Source organism: Pseudomonas sp. GW821-FHT04D07, from assembly GCF_059420225.1.
Window position 1 is genome coordinate 222631 of record NZ_JBWKTH010000004.1, and the last position, 22889, is coordinate 245519.

A 22889-nucleotide genomic window follows, 5' to 3' on the forward strand; every position below is an offset into this window, starting at 1 on the left:
ACTAGGTCTTATAGTTGACTTAAATACTCGGGAATAGCATACTCTTCCCCATCCCGATCCCGTAACTCCGTGGTACCTGTCCATGCGACTGACTACAAAAGGCCGATACGCCGTGACCGCCATGCTCGACCTGGCGTTGCACGCGCAACGCGGGCCGGTGTCTCTGGCCGATATCTCCGAGCGCCAAGGCATCTCCCTGTCCTACCTCGAACAGCTTTTCGCCAAGTTGCGCCGCAGCAACCTGGTGTCCAGCGTGCGTGGTCCCGGCGGCGGCTACCAGCTGTCGCGCGAGATGCAGGGGATCCAGGTCGCCCAGGTGATCGATGCCGTGAACGAATCGGTCGATGCCACCAAATGCCAGGGGCTGGGCGATTGCCATGGCGGCGATACCTGCCTGACCCACCATCTGTGGTGTGACCTCAGCCTGCAGATCCACGAATTTCTCAGCGGTATCAGCTTGGCGGACCTTGTCACTCGCCGTGAAGTGCAAGAGGTCGCCCAGCGTCAGGATCAGCGCCGCGGTAATAGCAAGGCGCTACACCTGGATAAGATCGAAGCGTCCGCCGTCGAATGACAGCCAAAGAGCCTGCGGTGCGCCAGCCAGCCTGATTTAGGAGAGTGTCCATGAAATTGCCGATTTACCTTGATTACTCAGCGACGACCCCGGTTGATCCGCGTGTCGCCCAGAAGATGAGTGAATGCCTGCTGGTCGACGGAAACTTCGGTAACCCGGCGTCCCGTTCCCACGTGTTCGGTTGGAAAGCCGAAGAGTCGGTGGAAAACGCTCGCCGTCAGGTGGCCGACCTGGTCAATGCCGACCCGCGTGAAATCGTCTGGACCTCCGGTGCCACCGAGTCCGACAACCTGGCGATCAAGGGTGTCGCGCATTTCTACGGTTCCAAGGGCAAGCACCTGATCACCAGCAAGATCGAACACAAGGCGGTCCTCGACACCATGCGCCAACTGGAGCGCGAAGGTTTCGAAGTCACCTACATCGAGCCTCGCGAAGATGGCCTGATCACTCCGGCCATGGTTGAAGCCGCCCTGCGCGACGACACCATCCTGGTCTCGATCATGCACGTGAACAACGAGATCGGCACCGTCAACGACATCGCCGCCATCGGCGAGCTGACCCGCTCGCGCGGTGTGCTGTTCCACGTTGATGCCGCTCAGTCCACCGGCAAGGTCGACATCGACCTGCAGAAGCTGAAAGTCGACCTGATGTCCTTCTCGGCTCACAAGACCTACGGTCCAAAAGGCATCGGCGCGCTGTACGTCAGCCGCAAGCCGCGGGTTCGCCTCGAGGCGACCATGCATGGCGGCGGTCATGAGCGCGGCATGCGTTCCGGCACCCTGGCGACCCACCAGATCGTCGGTATGGGCGAAGCGTTCCGCGTGGCCAAGGAAGACATGGCTGCCGAGAACCTGCGCATCAAGGCCCTGAGCGAGCGTTTCTACAAGCAGGTTGAGCATCTGGAAGAGCTGTACATCAACGGCAGCATGAGCGCCCGCGTACCGCACAACCTGAACCTGAGCTTCAACTACGTCGAAGGCGAGTCGCTGATCATGGCGCTCAAGGATCTGGCGGTTTCCTCCGGTTCCGCGTGCACCTCGGCTTCGCTGGAACCTTCGTACGTACTGCGCGCTCTGGGCCGCAACGACGAACTGGCGCACAGCTCGATCCGCTTCACCTTCGGCCGCTTCACCACCGAAGAAGAAATCGATTATGCCGCGCAGAAAGTCTGTGAGGCCGTCACCAAGCTGCGCGCTCTGTCGCCGCTGTGGGACATGTTCAAAGACGGCGTCGATATCTCGAAAATCGAGTGGGCGGCACACTAAATAAAGAAGCCGCCACATACAGGTCCTGTAGCGACGCGGCAATCAACGGCTGGCGTAACCACAGGACCGAGAGCGGCCCTGATGAGTGAGGATTAGTACCATGGCTTACAGCGAAAAGGTCATCGACCACTACGAAAACCCGCGTAACGTCGGCAAGATGAACGCGGAAGACCCGGATGTCGGCACTGGCATGGTCGGCGCCCCGGCGTGCGGCGACGTGATGCGCCTGCAGATCAAGGTCAACGAGCAAGGCATCATCGAAGATGCCAAGTTCAAGACCTACGGTTGCGGTTCAGCTATCGCCTCCAGCTCCCTGGCTACCGAGTGGATGAAAGGCAAGACTCTGGATGAAGCAGAGACCATCAAGAACACTCAGTTGGCTGAAGAGCTGGCCCTGCCGCCAGTGAAAATCCACTGCTCGGTACTCGCCGAAGACGCCATCAAGGCCGCCGTTCGCGACTACAAGCAGAAGAAAGGCCTGATCTAAACGATCTGGCGTTGAAGATTTGGGCGATATAGTAAGGAGTCACCGATGGCTATCAGCATGACAGAAGCGGCTGCTCGACACGTGCGACGCTCCCTTGACGGGCGCGGCAAAGGTGAAGGGATTCGTCTGGGTGTTCGCACCACAGGCTGTTCCGGCCTGGCCTACGTGCTGGAGTTCGTCGACGAGGTGGTGGCGGAAGACCAGGTGTTCGAGAGTCACGGCGAGAAAGTGATCATCGACCCGAAAAGCCTGACCTACCTGGACGGCACCGAGCTGGATTTCGTCAAGGAAGGGTTGAACGAAGGCTTCAAGTTCAACAACCCCAACGTGCGCGGTGAGTGTGGCTGCGGCGAAAGCTTCAACATCTGAGGCTTCTTGTGGGTACTCCTTGTCATTTCGCTTTATTCGAGTTGCAGCCGAGCTTTACGCTGGATCTCGAACAGTTGGCCGCGCGCTATCGAGAACTGGCGCGCGGTGTGCACCCGGACCGCTTTGCCGACGCTTCCGAGCGTGAGCAGCGCCTGGCCCTGGAGCAGTCCGCCAGCCTCAACGAGGCCTATCAGACCCTCAAGAGTCCTCCCAAGCGTGCGCGCTACCTGCTCGCCATGGGCGGTCGCGAGTTGCCACTGGAGGTCACGGTGCACGATCCCGATTTCCTTATGCAGCAGATGCAATGGCGCGAGGAGCTCGAGGAGCTGCAGGACGAGGCGGACCTGCCCGGTATCGCCGCGTTCAAGCGCCGCTTGAAAGTCGCCCAAGACCAGTTGAACGACAGCTTCGCAGCCTGTTGGAACGATGCCGCGCAACGCGAACAGGCCGAACGCCTGATGCGGCGCATGCAGTTTCTCGACAAGCTCACCTACGAAGTGCGCCAGTTAGAAGAGCGCCTCGACGATTAACCCAGTGCCGCCTCGGTCGCACGCCTGATATTCAGATAAGTCCAGATAACGATGGCCCTACTGCAGATCGCCGAACCCGGCCAGAGTCCTCAACCACACCAGCGTCGCCTGGCTGTGGGGATCGACTTGGGCACTACCAATTCGCTGGTCGCTGCGTTGCGCAGTGGTCTTTCCGAGCCGTTGCCCGATGCCGACGGGCAGGTCATCCTGCCGTCCGCGGTGCGCTATCACGCCGATCGCGTTGAAGTCGGCCAGTCGGCCAAGCTGGCCGCCGCCGGTGACCCGTTCAATACCGTGTTGTCGGTGAAGCGTCTGATGGGCCGTGGCCTGGCGGACGTCAAGCAACTGGGCGAACAGCTGCCTTACCGCTTTGTCGGCGGCGAGTCGCACATGCCGTTCATCGACACCGTGCAGGGGCCGAAAAGCCCGGTGGAAGTGTCCGCGGAGATCCTCAAGGTGCTGCGTCTGCGCGCCGAGTCGAGCCTGGGCGGCGAGTTGGTGGGGGCGGTGATCACCGTGCCGGCCTATTTCGACGAGCCCCAGCGTCAGGCGACCAAGGATGCGGCGCGGCTGGCCGGACTCAATGTGCTGCGCCTGCTCAACGAGCCGACCGCTGCGGCGGTGGCCTACGGTCTGGATCAGAACGCCGAAGGCGTGGTCGCGATCTATGACCTGGGTGGGGGCACCTTCGATATTTCCATCCTGCGTCTGACCCGTGGCGTCTTCGAAGTGCTGGCTACCGGTGGCGACAGCGCCCTGGGTGGCGATGACTTCGATCATGCGATCGCCGGCTGGATCATTGAGCGGGCGGGCTTGTCCGTCGATCTCGATCCGGGTACGCAGCGTCATCTGTTGCAAATCGCCTGCGCCGCCAAGGAAGCTCTGACCGATGAGGCTTCGGTTGAGGTGGTGTATGGCGACTGGCGTGCGGCGTTGACCCGCGAAGCCTTCGATGCGCTGATCGAGCCCATGGTTGCGCGCAGCCTCAAGGCTTGCCGGCGTGCCGTGCGTGACTCGAACGTGGAGCTCGGCGAGGTCCAGGCCGTGGTCATGGTCGGTGGTTCGACCCGCGTGCCGCGTGTTCGCGAGGCGGTCGCCGAGATGTTCGGTCGCCAGCCGTTGACCGAGATTGACCCGGATCAGGTGGTGGCCATTGGTGCCGCGATCCAGGCCGATACCCTGGCGGGCAACAAGCGCGATGGTGGCGAATTGCTGCTGCTGGACGTCATTCCGTTGTCCCTGGGGCTGGAAACCATGGGTGGCCTGATGGAGAAGGTGATTCCGCGCAACACCACCATCCCTGTCGCCCGTGCCCAGGACTTCACCACTTATAAAGACGGCCAGTCGGCCATGATGATTCACGTCCTGCAAGGCGAGCGTGAACTGATCAGCGACTGTCGGTCCCTGGCGCGCTTCGAATTGCGCGGCATCCCGGCCATGGTCGCGGGTGCGGCGAAGATTCGCGTGACCTTCCAGGTCGATGCCGACGGTCTGCTCGATGTTTCGGCCCGTGAGCTGGGTTCGGGCGTTGAGGCGAGCATCCAGGTCAAGCCGTCCTACGGTCTGACCGACGGCGAAATCGCCAGGATGCTCAAGGATTCGTTCCAGCACGCCAGCGACGACAAGGTCGCCCGCGTGCTGCGTGAACAGCAGGTCGATGCCCAGCGCCTGGTCGAAGCCGTGCAGGCGGCCTTGGAGGCCGATGGCGAGCGCTTGCTGGATGCCGACGAGCGCATGGTCATCGACCTGCAGGTTCAGGAGTTGACCGAACTGATGAAAGGCACCGATGGTTATGCCATCGAGCAACAGACCAAGCGTCTGTCGCAAGTGACCGACGCCTTTGCTGCCCGCCGCCTGGACTCGACGGTGAAAGCCGCGCTGGCGGGGCGTAACCTGAATGAGATTGAGGAATAACGATGCCGCAGGTCATTTTTCTGCCACACGAAAGGTTTTGCCCGGACGGCATGGTCGTGGAGGCTGAGACGGGTGTGTCCATCCTCGAACTGGCTCATCAGTACCATATCGAGATGGAAAGTGCCTGTGGTGGTGTTTGTGCCTGCACCACCTGCCACTGTCTGATCCGCGAGGGTTTCGACTCGCTGGAAGAGGCCGATGAGCTGGAAGAAGACTTCCTTGATAAGGCTTGGGGTCTGGAAGCCCAGTCGCGTCTGGCCTGTCAGGCCAAAGTCGGGACTGAGGACCTGACCGTCGAGATTCCGAAATACTCGCTCAACCACGCCGCCGAAGCGCCGCATTGATTCTAGGAGCTGTCATGAGCCTGAAATGGGTTGATGTGCTGGAAATCGCGATTCAACTGGCTGAAACCAAGCCGGAAGTTGATCCAATGTCGGTCAACTTCGTCGATCTACAGAAGTGGGTAATGGCATTGCCCGAGTTCGATGACAAGCCTGAGCACTGCGGCGAGAAGATTCTGGAGGCCATTCAGGCCCACTGGATCGAAGAACGCGACTGAGCAACGCAGCAGGTTAGGCAATACCCAGGAACCCGCGTATAATTCGCGGGTTTAATTTTTGGCAAATCACTGTTTCTGGAGTTACACCATGGCTGTTCAACGTACTTTCTCCATCATCAAGCCTGACGCCGTTGCAAAAAACGTGATCGGCAAGATCGTTTCCCGTTTCGAAGACGCTGGCCTGCGCGTTGTCGCTTCGAAAATGAAGCAACTGTCCAAAGCTGAAGCCGAAGGCTTCTACGCTGAGCACAGCGCTCGTGGTTTCTTCGGCGACCTGGTTGCCTTCATGATCTCCGGTCCGGTTGTCGTTCAGGTTCTGGAAGGCGAAAACGCTATCGCTCTGAACCGTGAGCTGATGGGCGCTACCAACCCTAAAGAAGCGGCTGCCGGTACCATCCGTGCTGATTTCGCTGATTCCATCGACGCCAACGCTGTACACGGTTCGGACTCCGAAGCCGCTGCTGCTCGCGAAATCTCGTACTTCTTCGCAGCTACCGAAGTAACCGCTCGCTAAGCAAAGGCTTGGGAGTGAGGGTGAATCCATGACTGTATCAATCGGCAAAACAAACCTGTTGGGTCTGACTCAACCGGAGATGGAAAAATTCTTCGACTCAATCGGGGAGAAGCGTTTCCGTGCCGGTCAGGTCATGAAGTGGATTCACCACTTTGGCGTCGATGATTTCGACGCCATGACGAACGTCAGCAAGGCCTTGCGTGAAAAGCTCAAGACGGTTGCCGAGGTTCGTGGTCCTGAAGTTGTCAGCGAGGACATCTCCACCGACGGCACCCGTAAATGGGTGGTGCGCGTGGCGTCCGGCAGCTGCGTCGAGACCGTCTACATTCCCCAGGGCAAACGCGGCACCTTGTGCGTTTCGTCCCAGGCGGGCTGTGCCCTGGATTGCAGTTTCTGCTCCACCGGCAAGCAAGGCTTCAACAGCAACCTCACCGCCGCCGAAGTCATCGGCCAGGTGTGGATTGCCAACAAATCCTTTGGCAGCGTCCCGGCGACCGTCGACCGTGCCATCACCAACGTGGTGATGATGGGCATGGGTGAGCCGCTGCTGAACTTCGACAACGTCATCGCCGCCATGCACCTGATGATGGACGACCTGGGCTACGGCATCTCCAAGCGCCGCGTGACCCTGTCGACCTCCGGCGTGGTACCGATGATCGACGTGCTCGCCGAGCATATCGACGTCTCCCTGGCGCTGTCGCTGCACGCACCGAATGACGCATTGCGTAACCAATTGGTGCCAATCAACAAGAAGTATCCGCTTAAGATGCTGCTTGAGTCGTGCCGTCGCTACATGGCGACCCTCGGCGAGAAACGCGTCCTGACCATCGAGTACACCCTGCTCAAGGATGTCAACGACCAGGTCGAGCATGCTGTCGAGATGATCGAGCTGCTCAAGGACACGCCGTGCAAGATCAACCTGATACCGTTCAACCCGTTCCCGCACTCCGGGTACGAGCGCCCGAGCAACAATGCGATCCGGCGTTTCCAGGATCTGTTGCATCAGGCTGGCTACAACGTCACGGTACGCACCACCCGCGGTGAAGACATCGACGCGGCTTGTGGTCAACTGGTGGGGCAGGTGCTGGATCGCACCCGTCGCAGCGAACGCTACATCGCCGTACGTGAGCTGAGCGCCGATGCCGAAAGTCCGCAAAGCGCCGCGAACCGAAACTGAGAGAGGACCTCCATGACCCTGCGCGCTGCGCTCCTTGTAGTATTCGTCGGCCTGCTGGCCGGCTGCGTTTCAACGGGTAATGTCGACCCGTTGAGTACCAGCAAGGGGCGCGATGAAGCGCGCGCGGCTTATGTGCAGTTGGGCATCGGTTATCTGCAGCAAGGCCAGACCGAGCAGGCCAAGGTGCCGTTGAAGAAAGCTCTGGAGATGAACAGCTCCGATCCGGATGCCAATGCCGCCCTGGCGCTGGTGTTCCAGGCCGAAGGCGAAACGCAATTGGCCGAGGAGCATTTCCACAAGGCCTTGTCGTCGCGTCCGGACGACGCGCGCACGCTCAATAATTACGGCAGCTTCCTGTTCGAACTCAAGCGTTACAAGGACGCCTACGCACGTTTTGAACAGGCCGCCGCCGACAGCCTCTACACCGAACGCTCGCGGGTTTTCGAAAACCTCGGCCTGACCGCCCTGGCCCTCGGCCAGCGCGACCTGGCCCTGCAACATTTCGATAAATCCCTGCGCCTGAATCGCCAACAGCCACGTGCTTTGCTGGAAATGGCTGAGTTGTCTTACGAAGACAGGCATTATGTGCCCGCACGCGATTATTACGCGCGCTTCAGCCTGCTGAGCGAGCAAAATGCACGTAGTCTATTGCTCGGTATCCGCCTGGCGAAAATCTACGAAGATCGTGACAAGGCCGCCAGTTACGGCTTGCAACTAAAACGACTCTATCCCGGTACGCCGGAATATCAGCAATACCTGTCGGAGCAAAGATGAAAGCGGCGCAACCCGAATTTGTAGCAGCGACTCGCGTCAACCCCGGTGAGACCCTGCGTCAGGCCCGCGAAAGCAATGGTTGGACGCTGGCCGAGGTGGCCGTGAAGCTCAACCTCACGGTGTCGTCCCTGAGTAACCTGGAAACCGGTGCCTTCGACAAGCTGCCGGGGCATACCTTTGCCCGGGGTTATATCCGTGCCTACGCCAAGTTGCTCGGCATGGACCAGGCCGTCCTGGTCCAGCAGTTCGACCAGAGCACCGGCACCGACTCCCAGGGCAGCAGCGTCCAGGCTCTGGGCCATATCGAAGAACCGGTGCGGTTTTCCCACACCCTCTTGCGCATTGTCAGCCTGCTGCTGCTGATTGCCGTGATCGGCGGCGGCTTCGTCTGGTGGCAGGACCAGGCCAGCCTGCGTTCCAAGGATCAGGCGGCGGTCAACATGGAGCACGTCGAAGTCGAAAGCGCCGACGGCACCACGCAGATTCACCCGATCGACGAGCCGGAAGACCAGGCCGTGAACGAGAACCAGGCCGCCTCCGAGGCGCCGGCCCCTGAAGGCGCGGTCGAGGCCCAGCCTGCGGCTGCGGCCCCGGCCACTTCGGCGGTGGTGCCTGTACCACATTCGGCGCAGACCCTGGTGGTGGCCCCGACGCCCGCCCCGGCCCCGCTGTCGACGGTCGCGCCCACTGCCCCTGCCAACGGCGCCCCGGCTGCCGCCGAGCCTGTGGCCGGTGCTGGCCAGGTCCACCTGACCTTCGTCGCCGATTGCTGGACCCAGGTCACCGACGGCAATGGCAAGGTGCTGGTCAGCGGCCTCAAGCGCAAGGGCGAGAACCTTGAGCTCGGCGGCAAGCCGCCGTTTGCCGTGCGCCTGGGCTATGCCCGTGGTGCACAGATTTCGTACAACGGTCAGCCGGTCGATATCGCCCCGTTCACCAGTGGCGAGACCGCTCGCCTGAAGCTAGGTCAATAAGTCATGCACGGCGAATCCCCAATCAAGCGTCGCGAGTCTCGTAAAATCTGGGTCGGCTCGGTACCCGTAGGCGGCGATGCGCCGATCGCGGTGCAGAGCATGACCAACAGCGACACCAATGACGTCGCGGCCACCGTGGCGCAGATCAACCGCCTGGAAGCCGCCGGCGTCGATATCGTGCGCATTTCCGTGCCGGACATGGATGCCGCCGAGGCTTTCGGTCGGATCAAGCAGTTGGTCAAGGTGCCGTTGGTCGCTGATATTCACTTCGATTACAAGATCGCCCTGCGCGTGGCCGAGCTGGGTGTCGACTGCCTGCGTATCAACCCGGGCAATATCGGTCGTGAAGACCGCGTGCGCGCGGTGGTCGATGCCGCCCGTGATCGCGGTATTCCGATCCGCATCGGCGTCAACGCCGGTTCCCTGGAAAAAGACCTGCAGAAAAAGTACGGCGAGCCTACGCCGGCGGCGCTGGTGGAGTCCGCCCTGCGCCACGTCGAGCACCTGGAACGCCTGAATTTCCAGGACTTCAAGGTCAGCGTAAAGGCTTCCGATGTGTTCATGGCGGTAGCCGCCTACCGCCTGCTGGCCAAGGAAATCGTCCAGCCGCTGCACCTGGGGATCACCGAAGCCGGTGGTTTGCGTTCAGGCACAGTGAAATCCGCCGTCGGCCTCGGTATGCTGCTGGCCGAAGGGATTGGCGATACTATTCGCATCTCGTTGGCGGCCGACCCGGTCGAGGAAGTGAAAGTCGGCTACGACATCCTCAAGTCCCTGCACCTGCGCTCCCGTGGTATCAACTTCATCGCCTGCCCGAGCTGCTCGCGGCAGAACTTCGATGTGGTCAAGACCATGAACGAGCTGGAAGGGCGCCTGGAAGATCTGCTGGTGCCGCTGGATGTGGCGGTGATCGGGTGTGTGGTCAATGGACCGGGTGAGGCCAAAGAGGCCCATATCGGCCTGACCGGTGGGACGCCGAACCTGATCTACATCGACGGCAAGCCGGCGCAGAAACTGACGAATGACAATCTGGTGGATGAGCTCGAAAGGCTGATCCGGCAGAAGGCGGCCGAAAAGGTCGAAGCCGACGCGGCGCTGATCGCCCGCGGCTGATCGAAGAATTTAAGGATATTTTGTGAGCAAGTCTTTGCAAGCCATTCGTGGCATGAACGACATCCTGCCCGAGCAGACGCCGCTGTGGCGCTATTTCGAGGGCACCGTTGCGCGCCTGCTGGATAACTACGGTTACAAGCAGATCCGCATGCCGATCGTCGAATTCACCGAGCTGTTCAAGCGCTCCATCGGTGAAGTGACCGATATCGTCGAAAAAGAGATGTACACCTTCGAGGACCGCAACGGCGATTCCCTGACCTTGCGTCCGGAAGGTACCGCAGCCTGTGTGCGCGCGGTGCTGGAACACGGCATCACCGGTGGCGGCCAGCCGCAGAAGCTCTGGTACATCGGCCCGATGTTCCGCCACGAGCGTCCGCAGAAAGGCCGTTATCGCCAGTTTCACCAGATCGGCTGCGAAGTCTTTAATATCGACGGCCCGGACATCGACGCCGAACTGATCGTGCTGACCTGGCGCCTGTGGGGCCTGCTGGGCATCCGCAACGCGGTCAAGCTCGAACTCAACAGCCTGGGCACCAGCGAGGCCCGCGGACGTTATCGCGAGGCCCTGGTGGAGTTCCTCAGCGCGCGTCTCGAGCTGTTGGACGAAGACAGCCAGCGCCGCCTGAAGACCAACCCGCTGCGGGTGCTCGACACCAAGAACCCGGATACCCAGGCCGCGCTGGTGGATGCGCCGAAACTCGCCGACTACCTCGACGAAGAATCGCGTCTGCACTTCGAAGGCCTCAAGGCCCGTCTCGATGCAGCCGGTATCCCGTACGTGATCAATCCCAAGCTGGTGCGCGGGCTGGACTACTACAGCAAGACCGTTTTCGAATGGGTCACCGACCAATTGGGCGCTCAGGGCACAGTCTGTGCCGGTGGTCGCTACGATGGCCTGGTGGAGCAGATGGGCGGCAAGCCGACCCCGGGCGTGGGTTTTGCCATGGGCATCGAGCGGCTGATCCTGCTGCTGGAAACCCTGGAGCAGGTCCCGGAAGAAATTGCCCGTCAGGTCGACGTCTACCTGTGCGCCTTTGGTGAAGCCGCTGAGCTCGCGGCCCTGGCCCTGAGCGAGAAGGTCCGTGACCAGCTGCCGAACCTGCGTTTGCAGGTCAACGCCGGTGCCGGCAGCTTCAAGAGCCAGTTCAAGAAAGCTGACAAAAGCGGTGCGCTGTACGCCTTGATTCTCGGCGACGACGAGTTGGCTCAGCAAGTGGTAGGTTTCAAACCCCTGCGTGGCCAGGGCGAGCAACAAAGCATTGCCTGGGAGGCTCTTTCCGAGCACTTGGCCACCTGCGTCGTGCAGGGTTGAAGCTGTAAAACAGCCGATTTAGAGAATAAGGAGTATTGGGGTGTCGAGTACCGAAGATGATCACTTGGCGGAGTTGAAGGACTGGTGGCAGCGTAACGGCAAACCCCTGGTCACTGGCGGCTTGCTGGCCCTGGTAGTGGTGTTCGGCTGGCAGGCTTGGCACAAATACCAGAACAACCAGGCGCAAGGCGCCTCGGTGCTCTATCAGCAATTGCTGGAAACCACCCTGACGCCGGACGGCAAGCCCGACCCTGGGCGCGTGGCGGACCTGGCCAACAAGCTCAATACCGACTTTGCCGGGAGCGCCTATGCGCAATACGGCAGCCTGTTCGTGGCGAAAGTCGCGGTCGATACCGGTAAGCTGGACGATGCTGCTCGTGAGCTGAAAGCCATTATCGACAAACCGGCCAACGTCACCCTGGGCGAAGTCGCGCGTCAGCGCCTGGCCCAGGTGCTGGCGGCACAGAACAAGGTCGACGACGCACTGAAACTGCTCGACGGCGATGCTGACAAGGCGTTCCTGGCCAGTCGCGAAGAACTCAAGGGGGACCTGTTGGTTCAACTGGGTCGGACCGATGAAGCCCATGCCGCGTACCAAAAGGCCAAGGCGGCGCTGTCTGATGAAGCAGCGGTCGGTGGCTTACAAATCAAGCTGGACGACCTGGCCAAAGGGGATGCGTGACGTGATCCGTTGGAAACATGCAGCATTGCTGGCTCTGGCCATTCTGGCCGCGGGTTGCAGCAGCAACAGCAAGAAAGAACTGCCACCGGCCGAACTGACTTCCTTCAAGGAAGAAGTGGTTCTGCATAAAGAGTGGAGCCGTTCCATCGGTGACGGCCAGGGCAAGATCTACAACATGTTGGTGCCGGCGATTGACGGCGATACCCTCTACGCGGCCGATGCGACCGGTGTAGTGATCGCCATGGACCGCATGAACGGCGACGTGAAGTGGAAGAAAGACCTGGAGCTGCCGGTTTCCGGCGCCATCGGCGTCGGCTACGGCCTGGTGCTGATGGGCACCCTCAAGGGCGAAGTGATTGCCCTGGATGCCAGCAGCGGCGAGCAGAAATGGCGCGCCCAGGTGACCAGCGAAGTGCTGGCGCCACCGGCCACCAACGGTGATGTGGTGGTTGTGCAGACCCAGGACGACCGTGTGATCGGCCTCGATGCCGACACCGGTCACCAGCGCTGGTTGTACGACAGTTCCCCGGCGGTCCTGACCCTGCGTGGCACCGGCGCACCGATCGTGACCAACCACCTGGCGGTGGCGGGTCTGTCCAGCGGTAAAGTGGTCGCCCTGGATACCCATAACGGCGTGCCGGCGTGGGAAACCCGCGTGGCCATCCCGCAAGGGCGTTCGGAGCTGGAGCGCATCGTCGACATCGACGGCGGCCTGCTGTTGTCCGGCGGCAGCTTGTATGTCGCCAGCTACCAGGGCCGCATGGCGGCACTGGACCTGGAAAGCGGTCGAGTGCTCTGGCAGCGTGATGCTTCCAGCTACTCGGGTGTTGCCCAGGGTTTCGGCAGTGTCTATGTCGCCTTGGCGTCCGGCACGGTTGAAGGCGTCGACGAACGTTCCACCACGGCGATCTGGAGCAACGATGCCCTGGCTCGCCGTCAGCTGTCGGCACCGGAAGTGTTCTCCAGCTATGTTGCCGTGGGCGACTTCGAAGGCTACCTGCACCTGCTGAGCCAGGTGGACGGTCGCTTCGTCGGTCGCGAGCGCATCGACAGCGACGGCCTGCGTACCCGTCCGCTGGTGGTAGGTGACATGATTTACGTGTATGGCAACAGTGGCAAACTGGAAGCCCTGACCATCAAGTAAAGGTTTGACTATGCTTGGGGGCATCCCAGCGCATCACTTGTAGGAGCGAGCTTGCTCGCGATGGTCGTCAACGATAACGTGGGGCATCTGATGCACCGCGGCGCCCCGGCCCATCGCGAGCAAGCTCGCTCCTACAGGTTTGGCGTTGATCCCACAGGCGGCCTCGTTTCATGAGGTTTGCGGCACCTCCCGGTGCTGCCCCGAGCACCAGCCGCTGCCTTGCAGCGGCTTTTGTATTTTCTGAAATAACGAAGTGGAGAGCCGCATGGTTCCCGTAATCGCCCTGGTGGGCCGACCGAACGTCGGCAAATCCACCCTGTTCAACCGCCTGACCAGGACTCGCGACGCCATTGTCGGCGACTTGTCCGGTCTGACCCGTGATCGCCAATACGGTGAGGCAAAGTGGCAGGGGCGCACCTATATCCTGATCGACACCGGCGGTATTTCCGGCGACGAGCATGGCATGGATGAAAAAATGGCCGAGCAGTCGCTGCTGGCCATTGAAGAAGCCGATGTCGTGCTGTTCCTGGTGGATGCCAAAGCCGGCTTCACCGCCGCTGACCAGATGATCGGCGAGCACTTGCGCAAACGTAACAAGCGCTCCTACGTGGTCGCCAACAAGGTCGACAACATCGACCCGGATATGGCCCGCGCCGAATTCAGCCCGATGGGCCTGGGCGACGCGATCCCGATCGCTGGCGCCCACGGTCGCGGTATCACCCAGATGCTGGAAATCGCCCTGAGCGACTTCCCGAAAGACGACGAAGACGAGCCGGAAGACGGTGAGATCGAAGACGTTGCCGAAGGTGAAGAAGCCAAGCGTATTCCCGGCCCGAGCGAAAAAGATGGCATCAAGATCGCCATCATCGGTCGTCCGAACGTCGGCAAGTCGACCCTGGTCAACCGCATGCTCGGTGAAGACCGGGTCATCGTCTATGACGAGCCGGGCACCACCCGCGACAGTATCTACATCCCGTTCGAACGTAATGAAGAAAAGTACACGCTGATCGACACCGCTGGTGTGCGTAAGCGCGGCAAGATCCACGAGGAAGTCGAAAAGTTCTCCGTGGTGAAAACCTTGCAGGCGATCAAGGACGCCAACGTGGTGATCTTCGTCATGGATGCCCGCGAAGGGGTGGTCGACCACGACCTCAACCTGCTCGGGTTTGCCCTGGAGTCGGGGCGTGCGCTGGTGATCGCCCTGAACAAATGGGACGGCATGACCCCGGGCGAGCGTGATTTCGTCAAAATCGAGTTGGAACGCCGGTTGTTCTTCGTCGATTTCGCCGACATCCACTTCATCTCGGCCTTGCACGGCACTGGCGTGGGTAACCTGTACCAGTCGGTGCAGAACTCCTTCAAGTCGGCGGTGACCCGCTGGCCGACCAGCCGTCTGACCCAGATTCTCGAAGACGCCGTGAGCGAGCACGCGCCGCCGATGGTCAACAGCCGTCGGATCAAGCTGCGTTACGCGCACCTGGGTGGGGCCAACCCGCCGTTGATCGTGATCCACGGCAACCAGGTGGAGAAGGTGCCGAAGTCCTATGTTCGCTACCTGGAAAACACCTACCGTCGCGTGTTGAAACTGGTAGGGACGCCGATCCGCATCGAGTTCAAGGGCGGCGAGAACCCGTACGAAGGCAAGAAGACCGCGCTGACCGACCGTCAGGTCAACAAAAAGCGCCGGATGATGTCGCACCACAAGCAGGCCGATAAAAAGCGTCGTGACAAGAAACGCTGATCCAGGGCATGAGAACGGGCGCTTCGGCGCCCTTTTTCATGCCTGCCGTTTACGTTATCCTCGAACCCTCCCGTGCCCCGTAGAGCCGGATGTTCAGCTGGGAAAACGCCCCCATGATCAGCAGTAAGTTGCCGAATGTCGGCACCACCATCTTTACCCGTATGTCTGCGCTCGCGGTGGAAACCGGCGCGCTGAACCTGTCCCAGGGCTTCCCGGATTTCGAGGGGCCGCAGGCCCTGCGCGACGCCGTTGGCCGGCACGTCAACAACGGCCACAACCAGTATGCCCCGATGACCGGGCTGCCCGCCCTGCGCCAGCAGGTGGCGACGAAAATCTCCCGCAGCTACGGCGTGCATGTGAATGCCGATGCCGAGATCACCATCACCCCCGGCGCGACCCAGGCGATCTTCTGCGCGATCCAGGCGGTGATCCACCCCGGCGACGAAGTGATCGTCTTCGACCCCTGCTACGACAGCTATGAACCTTCGGTGGAATTGGCCGGCGGTCGTTGCGTGCATGTGCAGTTGGGCTTGAATGACTTCGCCATCGACTGGCAGAAGCTCACCGATGCGCTGAGCCCGCGCACCCGCATGATCATCCTCAACAGCCCGCACAACCCCAGCGGTGCACTGATCACTCATGCCGAGCTGGACCAGTTGGCGAAATTGATCGCCGATCGCGATATCTACCTGGTCAGCGATGAGGTCTACGAGCACCTGGTGTTCGACGGCGTACCCCATGCCAGCGTGCTGAGTCATGAGGCGCTGTATCAGCGCGCCTTTGTGGTCAGCTCGTTCGGCAAGACTTATCACGTCACCGGTTGGAAAACCGGTTATGTGGTGGCGCCGCCGGCCCTCACCGCCGAGCTGCGCAAGGTGCACCAGTACGTCAGCTTCTGCGGCGTGACGCCGTTGCAGTATGCGCTGGCCGATTTCATGGCGCTGCGTCCGGAGCATGTCGAGGAATTGCCGGCGTTCTATCAGGAGAAGCGCGACCTGTTCTGCGACCTGCTCGGCAAGTCGCGTTTCAGCTTCACCCGGGCCGCGGGGACGTACTTCCAACTGGTCGACTACTCGCAGATCCGCCCGGACCTGAACGACGTCGACATGGCCGTGTGGATGACCCGCGAGCATGGTGTGGCGAGTATTCCGGTGTCGGTGTTCTACCAGAACCCGCCGGAAGGGCAGCGCCTGGTACGGCTGTGTTTTGCCAAACGCGAGGAGACGCTGCGTGAGGCGGCGGAAAAACTATGCGTGATTTGACCGGCTTGCCGGACCTGACGGTCGCGTTGGTGCAGACCACTTTGGCCTGGCATGACCGCCAGGCCAACCTGGAACATTTCGAAGGACTGCTGGAGCAGGCCGTGGGCGCTGATCTGGTGATCCTGCCGGAGATGTTCACCACTGGTTTCTCCATGGAGTCGCAGACCCTGGCCGAAGCCGAAAATGGCCCGACCAGTCATTGGCTGCGCGAGCAGGCGAAAAAACTCGATGCGGTGATCACCGGCAGCGTGATTGTCCGCGCCGCCGATGGCAGTCACCGCAATCGTCTGTTGTGGGCGCGGCCGGATGGCGAGCTGCTGCACTACGACAAGCGGCATCTGTTCCGCATGGCCGGTGAGCACAACCACTACACCCCGGGCGAGCGGCAGATGCAGTTCGAGCTCAAGGGCTGGCGGGTACGTCCGCTGATCTGCTATGACCTGCGTTTCCCGGTGTGGAGCCGTGATGCCCAGGACACCGACCTGCTGCTGTACACCGCCAACTGGCCGGGTGCACGACGGTTGCACTGGAACCGGTTGTTACCGGCACGGGCGATTGAAAACCTGTGTTATGTCGCGGCGGTGAATCGGATCGGCACCGATGGCAAGGGTTTCGCTTATACCGGCGACAGCCAGGTGCTGGACTTCCAAGGCGAGTCGCTGCTGGGCGCGGGGGAGGCCGATGGGGTGTTCCAGGTCACCTTGAGCGCGGCGGAACTGACGGCCTATCGGACGCGGTTTCCGGCTTACCTGGATGCTGACAGCTTCGAGTTGCATCAGTAACACCGCGTTATCGTTTATCGCCGGCAAGCCGGCTCCCACACGGGATTTGTGGCGTACGCAACTCCAGGAGTTGGCATGCTCTCCTGTGGGAGCCGGCTTGCCGGCGATGACGGACTCAAACGCACAAAAAAGGCCTCGGGGGTTCATACCACCGAGGCCTTTTTTTGTCAGCCGACGCTTACGCCGCCTTGCTGGTATCCACCTGGCTCAACGAGCGGTTCAGCGCACTGAACAGCGCCTTGAAGCTGGCGGTGGTGATGTTTTCATCGATCCCCACGCCGTGCACCGCACGTTCGCCGTTGACCCGCAGTTCGATATAGGCCGCGGCCTTGGCGTTGGTCCCGGCACCGATGGCGTGCTCGTTGTAGTCCATGATCTCCACCGGCAGCGGCAGACCGGCCACCAGCGCTTCCAGGGCGCCGTTGCCCTTGCCGCGCCAGTGCAGGTTGGTCTCGCCCTGGCCCTTGCCGGACACTTCCACTTCCACGGTGCTGTTGCCGTTCTCTTCCTGCAGGCGATGGCTGACCAGCGCATACGGAGTGTTGGCTTGCAGGTACTCGCTGTGCAGCAGGGCATGAATCTGCTGCGCGCTCATTTCCAGGCCAAGGCGGTCGGTTTCCCGCTGTACCACCTGGCTGAATTCGATTTGCATGCGCCGTGGCAGGCTGATGCCGTATTCCTGTTCCAGCAGGTAGGCGATGCCGCCCTTGCCCGACTGGCTGTTGACGCGGATCACCGCCTCGTAGCTGCGACCGATATCGGCCGGGTCGATCGGCAGGTACGGCACTTCCCACAGGGCGTCGGCTTGCTGCTGGGCGAAGCCCTTGCGGATCGCATCCTGGTGGGAACCGGAGAAGGCGGTGTGGACCAGGTCGCCGACATACGGGTGACGTGGGTGCACCGGAATCTGGTTGCACTCTTCGACGACTTTGCGCACGCCGTCGATATCGGAGAAGTCCAGCTGTGGGTCGAGCCCCTGGGTGTACATGTTCAGGGCCACGGTGACCAGGTCGACGTTACCGGTACGCTCGCCGTTGCCGAACAGGCAGCCTTCGACGCGGTCGGCGCCGGCCATCAGGCCCAGTTCGGTGGCGGCCACGCCGGTGCCACGGTCGTTGTGGGTGTGCAGGCTGATGATCACGCTGTCACGACGGTTGATATGACGACCGAACCACTCGATCTGGTCGGCATAGATGTTCGGGGTGGCGCACTCGACCGTGGCCGGCAGGTTGAGGATCACCTTGTGCTCGGGCGTCGGGTTCCAGACGTCGATCACCGCGTCACAGACTTCCTTGGCGAACTCCAGCTCGGTGGCGCTGAAGGTTTCCGGGGAGTATTCGAACTGCCACTGGGTTTCCGGTTGCTGAGCGGCATATTTGACGAACAGCTTGGCGGCGTTGACCGCGATGGCCTTGATCCCGTCCTTGTCCTGGTTGAAGACAATGCGGCGGAAGGACGGCGAGGTGGCGTTGTACAGGTGAACGATGGCTTTTTTCGCCCCGCGCAGCGATTCGAAGGTACGTGCGATCAAGTCTTCACGGCCCTGGGTCAGCACCTGGATGGTGGTGTCCGCGGGGATGTGGTTGTCTTCGATCAGGGTCCGCACGAAGTCGAAGTCGGTTTGCGAGGCAGCCGGGAACGAGGCTTCGATTTCCTTCACGCCGACGCTGACCAGGGTTTTCCAGAAGCGCAGTTTCTTCACCGCGTCCATCGGTTCGATCAGCGACTGGTTGCCGTCGCGCAGGTCGGAGCTGCACCAGATCGGCGCGCTGGTGATGGTTTTCGACGGCCAGGTGCGGTCCGGGAGGTCAATGGTCGGGAACGCACGGTACTTCGAAGACGGGTCTTTGAGCATGCTCATGGGAATATTCCTTGGGGTCAGGGCCGAAAAAAGGCGGCCGGCCGGTGAAGCGTTATCAGGGAGAAAACCAGGGGCGAGGTCGGGCGATTCAGCCTGGCAGTCGTGCGCTGACGAGGCAGAGGCTGCGATGTTGACGTCGCTGAATGAGGGTGTGAGAAGTTTTCATGTCTTCAACCCTAACCACTGGGGTGAAAGATGGCAAGCCTGTGTGAAAAATTGAGAGAAATACTCAGAAAATCGACTTTTACGAGATTTTATTCTGCTTGATCGACTGAAAATCTAGAACAATTGCGCACTATTTTGGACCTGCGCAATCTTTGCCGCTGGGATGGTTGGCTGCAACATCGGTCGCCCAGACTGAACGAGGTCCTTGTAGGAGCGAGCTTGCTCGCGATGGACGTCAACGATAACGCGGGGGCACCTGATACCCAGTGGTGCCTGGACTACCATCGCGAGCAAGCTCGCCCCTACAGGGGGGCGGTGGTGTTCCGGGGATCAGGGCTGGAACGCGCCGATAAAGATCGCCGGATCGACCCGCGCGTCATTCAGGCTGACGTTCCAGTGCATATGGGGGCCGGTCGCCCGCCCTGTGGAGCCGACCTTGCCCACCACCGCACCACGGGCCAGTGACTGGCCCACCTGCACGTCGATCTTCGACATATGGCAGAACATGCTGATAAAGCCCTGGCCGTGGTCGACGAACACCGTGTTGCCATTGAAGAAGTAATTGCCGATCAGAATCACCTTGCCCGCTGCCGGGGTCTTGATCGGCGTACCTGCTGGCACCGCGAAGTCCAGCCCGGCGTGTGGGTTGCGCTCCTCGCCGTTGAAGAACCGACGCACGCCGAAGCGGCTCGACAGTGGCCCGTTGACCGGCTTGTCCAACAGCAGGTTGCTCGGCGTACCGGGGCTGAAGCTGCGATAGGCCCGAATCTGCACCGCCAGTTCTTCATCGATGCGCTTGAGGTCGGCCGGGTTCGGGTTGACCTGGCGGGTGTTTTTCAAGGTGATGTGCTGTTCCGGGTATTTCTTGCTGGTAACGTTGAAACTCAGGTTGCGCCCCGCCGAGCTGATTTGCTGGCTGCCGGGCTTCACGCTGAGGGGAATCCCCACAATCGCCAGCCAGCTGTTCTGTTCCTTGACCACCAGCACCGGCTTGCCCTGGTAACTGGCCTTGGGCGCCTGGGCGTTTGCTCCGAGATCGACCACAGCCACGCCGCCGGGCACCGGTTTGTTCAGCAGGCGGGTGAGATAGCTGTCGGCGTGGGCGTTGAAGGCGAGGCCCAGCAACAGCAGGGCGGCAAGAAAACGGGGCATGCTCGGATCCCTTGAAAGTCAGTCCAGTAAAGAAAGGGTGACGGGCGTCAGGTGATTGTCCTCGACCCGAACCTGCAACTCCCCGTTACCAAGTTTCGCCTTGAGGCGTTGGCCGGTGTGGGTCTGCTCGGCACTGCGGATGGCCTGGCCGCGCTCGTCCAGCAAAATACTGTAGCCGCGGCCGAGGGTGGCCAGCGGACTGACCACATGCAGCGTCTGCATCTGGCTTTGTAGTTGCAGGCGCCGGGCCTTCAGGCCTTCGTGCATGGCCCGGGGCAGGCGCGAGGAGAGGCTGTCCAGGCGTTGGCGTAATAGTGCCAGTTGCCGCCCCGGATGTTGCCCGGCGAGACGGGTTTCCAGGCGGATCAGTTTTTCCCGGCGGGTATTGAGCTGGCGTTCGAACGCCCGGCGCATGCGCATATCCAGGTCATCCAGGCGCTGGGCCTGTTGGCGCAGGCGTTCACCGGGGTGGCGCAGGCGGCGGGCCAGGCCGTCGAGACGCAGGCGGTCGCGCATCAGGCGGTCGCGGATGCGCATCACCAAGCGGCGGTGCAGGCTCTCGATCCGGCGTTGCAGGTCGCTGGAGTCTGGAGCCAGCAGTTCGGCGGCGGCGGATGGGGTCGGGGCGCGGACGTCGGCGACAAAGTCGCTGATGGACACATCGGTTTCATGGCCGATGGCACTGACGATTGGCGTGACGCAGGCATCCACGGCTCGGGCCACGGCCTCTTCGTTGAAGCACCAGAGGTCTTCCAGCGAACCGCCGCCACGGGCCAGGATCAGCGCGTCGAAGCCCTTGGCATCGGCCAACTGCAACGCTCGGACGATTTGCGTGATGGCTTCGCGGCCCTGCACGGCGGTGGGGATCAGCGTCAGCTCGACCTGCGGTGCGCGGCGGCGGAACACGCTGATGATGTCGCGGATCACCGCGCCGGTGGGTGAGCTGATAATGCCGATGCGCTGCGGGTGGGCGGGGAGGGGGACCTTGCGTTCGGCGCTGAACAGGCCTTCGGCGCTGAGTTTTTCCTTCAATGCATCGAAGGCCAGGCGCAGGGCGCCATCACCGGCCGGCTCGACGGTATCGAGAATCAGCTGATAGTCGCCACGGCCTTCGAACAGCGAGACCTTGCCACGGACCTTGACCGCCAGGCCGTCCTTCAGCGCCTGACGCACTCGGGCGGCGTTCTGCCGGAACAGCGCGCAACGCACCTGGGCGCCGCTGTCCTTGAGGGTGAAATAGATATGGCCGGACGCCGGGCGGGCGAGGTTGGAGATTTCGCCTTCGACCCAGATATTGCTGAACACGTCTTCGAGCAACACCCGGGCGCGGCCGTTGAGCTGGCTGACAGTGAGGACTTCGCGGTCGAGGCCCAGGCGTGAAAAGGGATCTTTAATCATGGGCGGCATGATAAAGGCATTCGGTTGCCAATCTCTACGTTATGTCGTCGAACGCAGATTTTGTGTGCAACCTGGATCCAATGTGGGAGCAGAGCTTGCTCGCGAAGGCGGCCGTGAGGACGCTAAAAGCTTCGCGGGCAAGCTCCGCTCCCACATAAACCCTGCTCCTACAAGGTTCGTGGTGTTTTCAAGGGCGTTGGAGGTCTTCGCCGAACCGCTCGACAAACTGCGCCACCAGCGGTGTCGGGTCCTGGCGGCAGGCCAGGGCCAGGGTGCTCTGGCAATCCGGATCCTTGAGGGGCAGGAAATGGATATTCGTCGGGGCGATGTCCCGCATCGACTCGGGCAGCAGCGCGATACCGAATCCGGCCTGGATCAACTGCAACTGGGTGGTCTTGCGCGACACCACTCGCGCCGCCCGGGGAAAGAAACCCTGGCGCATGCACAATTCAGCCGAGAGATAACTCAAACCACCGCGCTGCGGATGGGGAATGGAAATAAAGGCTTCATCTTTCAGTCTCGCCAGGTCGACGGCCTCGGTCGAACCCGCCAGCGGATGATTCGGCGGTACCGCCAGCAGCAGGCGCTCGCTGAACAGCGGCAGGATCTGCACACCCTCGCGTTGGCGCAGTACCGGCAGGCGCAACAGGCCGATATCCAGCCGCCCCTCGGCGAGTTCTTCGAGCTGGGCTTCGGAGGACAGCTTGACGATATCCATCGACGCGCCCGGGCTCTGCGCCAGAAAATGACCGATCGCCCGCAGCAATCGACCGCTCATCGGCACCGTGCTGGAATGACTCAGGCGCAAGGTGCCCAGCTGCCCTTTACCCACCTGGGTCGCCAGTTCGCTGGCCTTGTTCAGTTCGCTCAGCAGATTGCGCGCCCGCGGATAAAAGGCCTCGCCGGCCGCGGTCAGCCTCGGCTGGCGCGCCGTACGTTCGAACAAGGGCGTCTGCAAATGGTTTTCCAGTTCCTTGATTTGCCGGCTCAAGGCCGACTGCGCGATAAACAGGCGTTCGGCAGCAGCGCTGAAACTGCCGGATTCGGCGATCTCGACGAAGTAGCGCAATTGGCGGGTGGAAATCACGAGTCATGCCTTTTCGAGATGGGTGTCGGGCTTTGAATATATTAGTCGCAAGG

General features: G+C 61.5%; 23 protein-coding genes. 19 read left to right on the forward strand and 4 right to left on the reverse strand.

What is annotated here, in order from left to right; translation table 11 throughout:
- The first annotated feature begins 82 nt into the window (after nucleotides 1–82).
- The 19 genes from iscR (at nucleotide 83) to AC07T0_RS08530 (ending at nucleotide 17173) form a co-directional block, all read left to right on the forward strand.
- Nucleotides 83–574 carry a Fe-S cluster assembly transcriptional regulator IscR gene (gene iscR, locus AC07T0_RS08440; RefSeq protein ID WP_495000720.1) on the forward strand — a complete coding sequence of 164 codons (492 nt, stop codon included), beginning with the start codon at nucleotides 83–85 and terminating at the stop codon, nucleotides 572–574.
- 50 nt (nucleotides 575–624) lie between these two features.
- The gene (locus tag AC07T0_RS08445; RefSeq protein ID WP_495000721.1) at nucleotides 625–1839 is read left to right on the forward strand and encodes an IscS subfamily cysteine desulfurase; all 1215 of its coding nucleotides are present in this window, start codon (nucleotides 625–627) and stop codon (nucleotides 1837–1839) included.
- Between the two features lie 100 nt (nucleotides 1840–1939).
- Nucleotides 1940–2326 (forward strand): Fe-S cluster assembly scaffold IscU, encoded by a 387-nt coding sequence (gene iscU, locus AC07T0_RS08450; protein WP_007929523.1) that lies wholly within the window; start codon nucleotides 1940–1942, stop codon nucleotides 2324–2326.
- A gap of 45 nt (nucleotides 2327–2371) precedes the next feature.
- Nucleotides 2372–2695, forward strand: a complete 324-nt coding sequence (gene iscA, locus AC07T0_RS08455; RefSeq protein ID WP_010565230.1) for an iron-sulfur cluster assembly protein IscA — start codon at nucleotides 2372–2374, stop codon at nucleotides 2693–2695.
- A gap of 8 nt (nucleotides 2696–2703) precedes the next feature.
- Nucleotides 2704–3225: a co-chaperone HscB gene (hscB, locus tag AC07T0_RS08460; RefSeq protein ID WP_495000722.1), complete on the forward strand. Its 522-nt coding sequence runs from the start codon at nucleotides 2704–2706 to the stop codon at nucleotides 3223–3225.
- Nucleotides 3226–3276: 51 nt separating this feature from the next.
- Complete coding sequence (hscA, locus tag AC07T0_RS08465) at nucleotides 3277–5139, forward strand: Fe-S protein assembly chaperone HscA (RefSeq protein ID WP_495000723.1); 1863 nt, start codon at nucleotides 3277–3279, stop codon at nucleotides 5137–5139.
- Between the two features lie 2 nt (nucleotides 5140–5141).
- Nucleotides 5142–5483 (forward strand): ISC system 2Fe-2S type ferredoxin, encoded by a 342-nt coding sequence (fdx, locus tag AC07T0_RS08470; protein WP_495000724.1) that lies wholly within the window; start codon nucleotides 5142–5144, stop codon nucleotides 5481–5483.
- Nucleotides 5484–5497: 14 nt separating this feature from the next.
- The gene (gene iscX, locus AC07T0_RS08475) at nucleotides 5498–5698 is read left to right on the forward strand and encodes a Fe-S cluster assembly protein IscX (protein ID WP_248797098.1); all 201 of its coding nucleotides are present in this window, start codon (nucleotides 5498–5500) and stop codon (nucleotides 5696–5698) included.
- A gap of 88 nt (nucleotides 5699–5786) precedes the next feature.
- Complete coding sequence (gene ndk, locus AC07T0_RS08480; protein WP_103498543.1) at nucleotides 5787–6212, forward strand: nucleoside-diphosphate kinase; 426 nt, start codon at nucleotides 5787–5789, stop codon at nucleotides 6210–6212.
- Nucleotides 6213–6240: 28 nt separating this feature from the next.
- Nucleotides 6241–7389: a dual-specificity RNA methyltransferase RlmN gene (gene rlmN, locus AC07T0_RS08485; protein WP_495000725.1), complete on the forward strand. Its 1149-nt coding sequence runs from the start codon at nucleotides 6241–6243 to the stop codon at nucleotides 7387–7389.
- A 12-nt stretch (nucleotides 7390–7401) separates the two neighbouring features.
- Nucleotides 7402–8163: a type IV pilus biogenesis/stability protein PilW gene (gene pilW / locus AC07T0_RS08490; protein ID WP_495000726.1), complete on the forward strand. Its 762-nt coding sequence runs from the start codon at nucleotides 7402–7404 to the stop codon at nucleotides 8161–8163.
- Entirely contained in the window at nucleotides 8160–9137 is a 978-nt protein-coding gene (locus tag AC07T0_RS08495; protein WP_495000727.1) for a RodZ domain-containing protein, read from the forward strand. The genes pilW and AC07T0_RS08495 overlap by 4 nt, the downstream gene beginning before the upstream one ends.
- A 3-nt stretch (nucleotides 9138–9140) precedes the next feature.
- Complete coding sequence (gene ispG, locus AC07T0_RS08500) at nucleotides 9141–10250, forward strand: flavodoxin-dependent (E)-4-hydroxy-3-methylbut-2-enyl-diphosphate synthase (RefSeq protein WP_495000728.1); 1110 nt, start codon at nucleotides 9141–9143, stop codon at nucleotides 10248–10250.
- A 22-nt stretch (nucleotides 10251–10272) separates the two neighbouring features.
- Nucleotides 10273–11562, forward strand: a complete 1290-nt coding sequence (gene hisS / locus AC07T0_RS08505) for a histidine--tRNA ligase (protein WP_495000729.1) — start codon at nucleotides 10273–10275, stop codon at nucleotides 11560–11562.
- 40 nt (nucleotides 11563–11602) lie between these two features.
- Nucleotides 11603–12244 carry a tetratricopeptide repeat protein gene (locus AC07T0_RS08510; protein WP_495000730.1) on the forward strand — a complete coding sequence of 214 codons (642 nt, stop codon included), beginning with the start codon at nucleotides 11603–11605 and terminating at the stop codon, nucleotides 12242–12244.
- On the forward strand, nucleotides 12237–13388 hold the full coding sequence (gene bamB / locus AC07T0_RS08515; RefSeq protein ID WP_495000731.1) for an outer membrane protein assembly factor BamB: 1152 nt from the start codon (nucleotides 12237–12239) through the stop codon (nucleotides 13386–13388). Before AC07T0_RS08510 ends, bamB begins: the two co-directional genes overlap by 8 nt.
- A gap of 265 nt (nucleotides 13389–13653) precedes the next feature.
- Complete coding sequence (der, locus tag AC07T0_RS08520) at nucleotides 13654–15129, forward strand: ribosome biogenesis GTPase Der (RefSeq protein ID WP_495000732.1); 1476 nt, start codon at nucleotides 13654–13656, stop codon at nucleotides 15127–15129.
- A gap of 113 nt (nucleotides 15130–15242) precedes the next feature.
- On the forward strand, nucleotides 15243–16391 hold the full coding sequence (locus AC07T0_RS08525; RefSeq protein ID WP_495000733.1) for a pyridoxal phosphate-dependent aminotransferase: 1149 nt from the start codon (nucleotides 15243–15245) through the stop codon (nucleotides 16389–16391).
- Nucleotides 16379–17173 (forward strand): amidohydrolase, encoded by a 795-nt coding sequence (locus AC07T0_RS08530; protein ID WP_495000734.1) that lies wholly within the window; start codon nucleotides 16379–16381, stop codon nucleotides 17171–17173. Before AC07T0_RS08525 ends, AC07T0_RS08530 begins: the two co-directional genes overlap by 13 nt.
- A gap of 178 nt (nucleotides 17174–17351) precedes the next feature.
- Here the strand turns inward: AC07T0_RS08530 and leuA are convergent, their stop codons facing one another.
- The 4 genes from leuA to AC07T0_RS08550 all read right to left on the reverse strand — a co-directional run bounded on the left by leuA (nucleotide 17352) and on the right by AC07T0_RS08550 (nucleotide 22836).
- Nucleotides 17352–19034, reverse strand: coding sequence for a 2-isopropylmalate synthase (gene leuA, locus AC07T0_RS08535; protein ID WP_495000735.1), 1683 nt, complete (start codon nucleotides 19032–19034; stop codon nucleotides 17352–17354).
- A 495-nt stretch (nucleotides 19035–19529) separates the two neighbouring features.
- Nucleotides 19530–20351 carry a peptidoglycan DD-metalloendopeptidase family protein gene (locus tag AC07T0_RS08540; protein WP_495000736.1) on the reverse strand — a complete coding sequence of 274 codons (822 nt, stop codon included), beginning with the start codon at nucleotides 20349–20351 and terminating at the stop codon, nucleotides 19530–19532.
- 18 nt (nucleotides 20352–20369) lie between these two features.
- A complete protein-coding gene (gene xseA, locus AC07T0_RS08545; protein WP_495000737.1) occupies nucleotides 20370–21749 on the reverse strand; it encodes an exodeoxyribonuclease VII large subunit in 1380 nt (459 codons plus the stop codon).
- A gap of 187 nt (nucleotides 21750–21936) precedes the next feature.
- Nucleotides 21937–22836: a LysR family transcriptional regulator gene (locus AC07T0_RS08550; RefSeq protein ID WP_495000738.1), complete on the reverse strand. Its 900-nt coding sequence runs from the start codon at nucleotides 22834–22836 to the stop codon at nucleotides 21937–21939.
- Between the last annotated feature and the right edge of the window lie 53 nt (nucleotides 22837–22889).

Bases quoted from the DNA above. Each gene is read 5' to 3' on its own strand.
- iscR (WP_495000720.1), top strand. From the start codon at position 83: ATGCGACTGACTACAAAAGGCCGATACGCCGTGACCGCCATGCTCGAC.
- pilW (WP_495000726.1), top strand. From the start codon at position 7,402: ATGACCCTGCGCGCTGCGCTCCTTGTAGTATTCGTCGGCCTGCTGGCC.
- ispG (WP_495000728.1), top strand. From the start codon at position 9,141: ATGCACGGCGAATCCCCAATCAAGCGTCGCGAGTCTCGTAAAATCTGG.
- AC07T0_RS08525 (WP_495000733.1), top strand. From the start codon at position 15,243: ATGATCAGCAGTAAGTTGCCGAATGTCGGCACCACCATCTTTACCCGT.
- AC07T0_RS08445 (WP_495000721.1), top strand. From the start codon at position 625: ATGAAATTGCCGATTTACCTTGATTACTCAGCGACGACCCCGGTTGAT.
- xseA (WP_495000737.1), bottom strand. From the start codon at position 21,749: ATGATTAAAGATCCCTTTTCACGCCTGGGCCTCGACCGCGAAGTCCTC.
- AC07T0_RS08530 (WP_495000734.1), top strand. From the start codon at position 16,379: ATGCGTGATTTGACCGGCTTGCCGGACCTGACGGTCGCGTTGGTGCAG.
- ndk (WP_103498543.1), top strand. From the start codon at position 5,787: ATGGCTGTTCAACGTACTTTCTCCATCATCAAGCCTGACGCCGTTGCA.
- bamB (WP_495000731.1), top strand. From the start codon at position 12,237: ATGCGTGACGTGATCCGTTGGAAACATGCAGCATTGCTGGCTCTGGCC.
- iscA (WP_010565230.1), top strand. From the start codon at position 2,372: ATGGCTATCAGCATGACAGAAGCGGCTGCTCGACACGTGCGACGCTCC.
- AC07T0_RS08495 (WP_495000727.1), top strand. From the start codon at position 8,160: ATGAAAGCGGCGCAACCCGAATTTGTAGCAGCGACTCGCGTCAACCCC.
- fdx (WP_495000724.1), top strand. From the start codon at position 5,142: ATGCCGCAGGTCATTTTTCTGCCACACGAAAGGTTTTGCCCGGACGGC.
- rlmN (WP_495000725.1), top strand. From the start codon at position 6,241: ATGACTGTATCAATCGGCAAAACAAACCTGTTGGGTCTGACTCAACCG.
- iscU (WP_007929523.1), top strand. From the start codon at position 1,940: ATGGCTTACAGCGAAAAGGTCATCGACCACTACGAAAACCCGCGTAAC.
- leuA (WP_495000735.1), bottom strand. From the start codon at position 19,034: ATGAGCATGCTCAAAGACCCGTCTTCGAAGTACCGTGCGTTCCCGACC.
- der (WP_495000732.1), top strand. From the start codon at position 13,654: ATGGTTCCCGTAATCGCCCTGGTGGGCCGACCGAACGTCGGCAAATCC.
- AC07T0_RS08540 (WP_495000736.1), bottom strand. From the start codon at position 20,351: ATGCCCCGTTTTCTTGCCGCCCTGCTGTTGCTGGGCCTCGCCTTCAAC.
- hscA (WP_495000723.1), top strand. From the start codon at position 3,277: ATGGCCCTACTGCAGATCGCCGAACCCGGCCAGAGTCCTCAACCACAC.
- iscX (WP_248797098.1), top strand. From the start codon at position 5,498: ATGAGCCTGAAATGGGTTGATGTGCTGGAAATCGCGATTCAACTGGCT.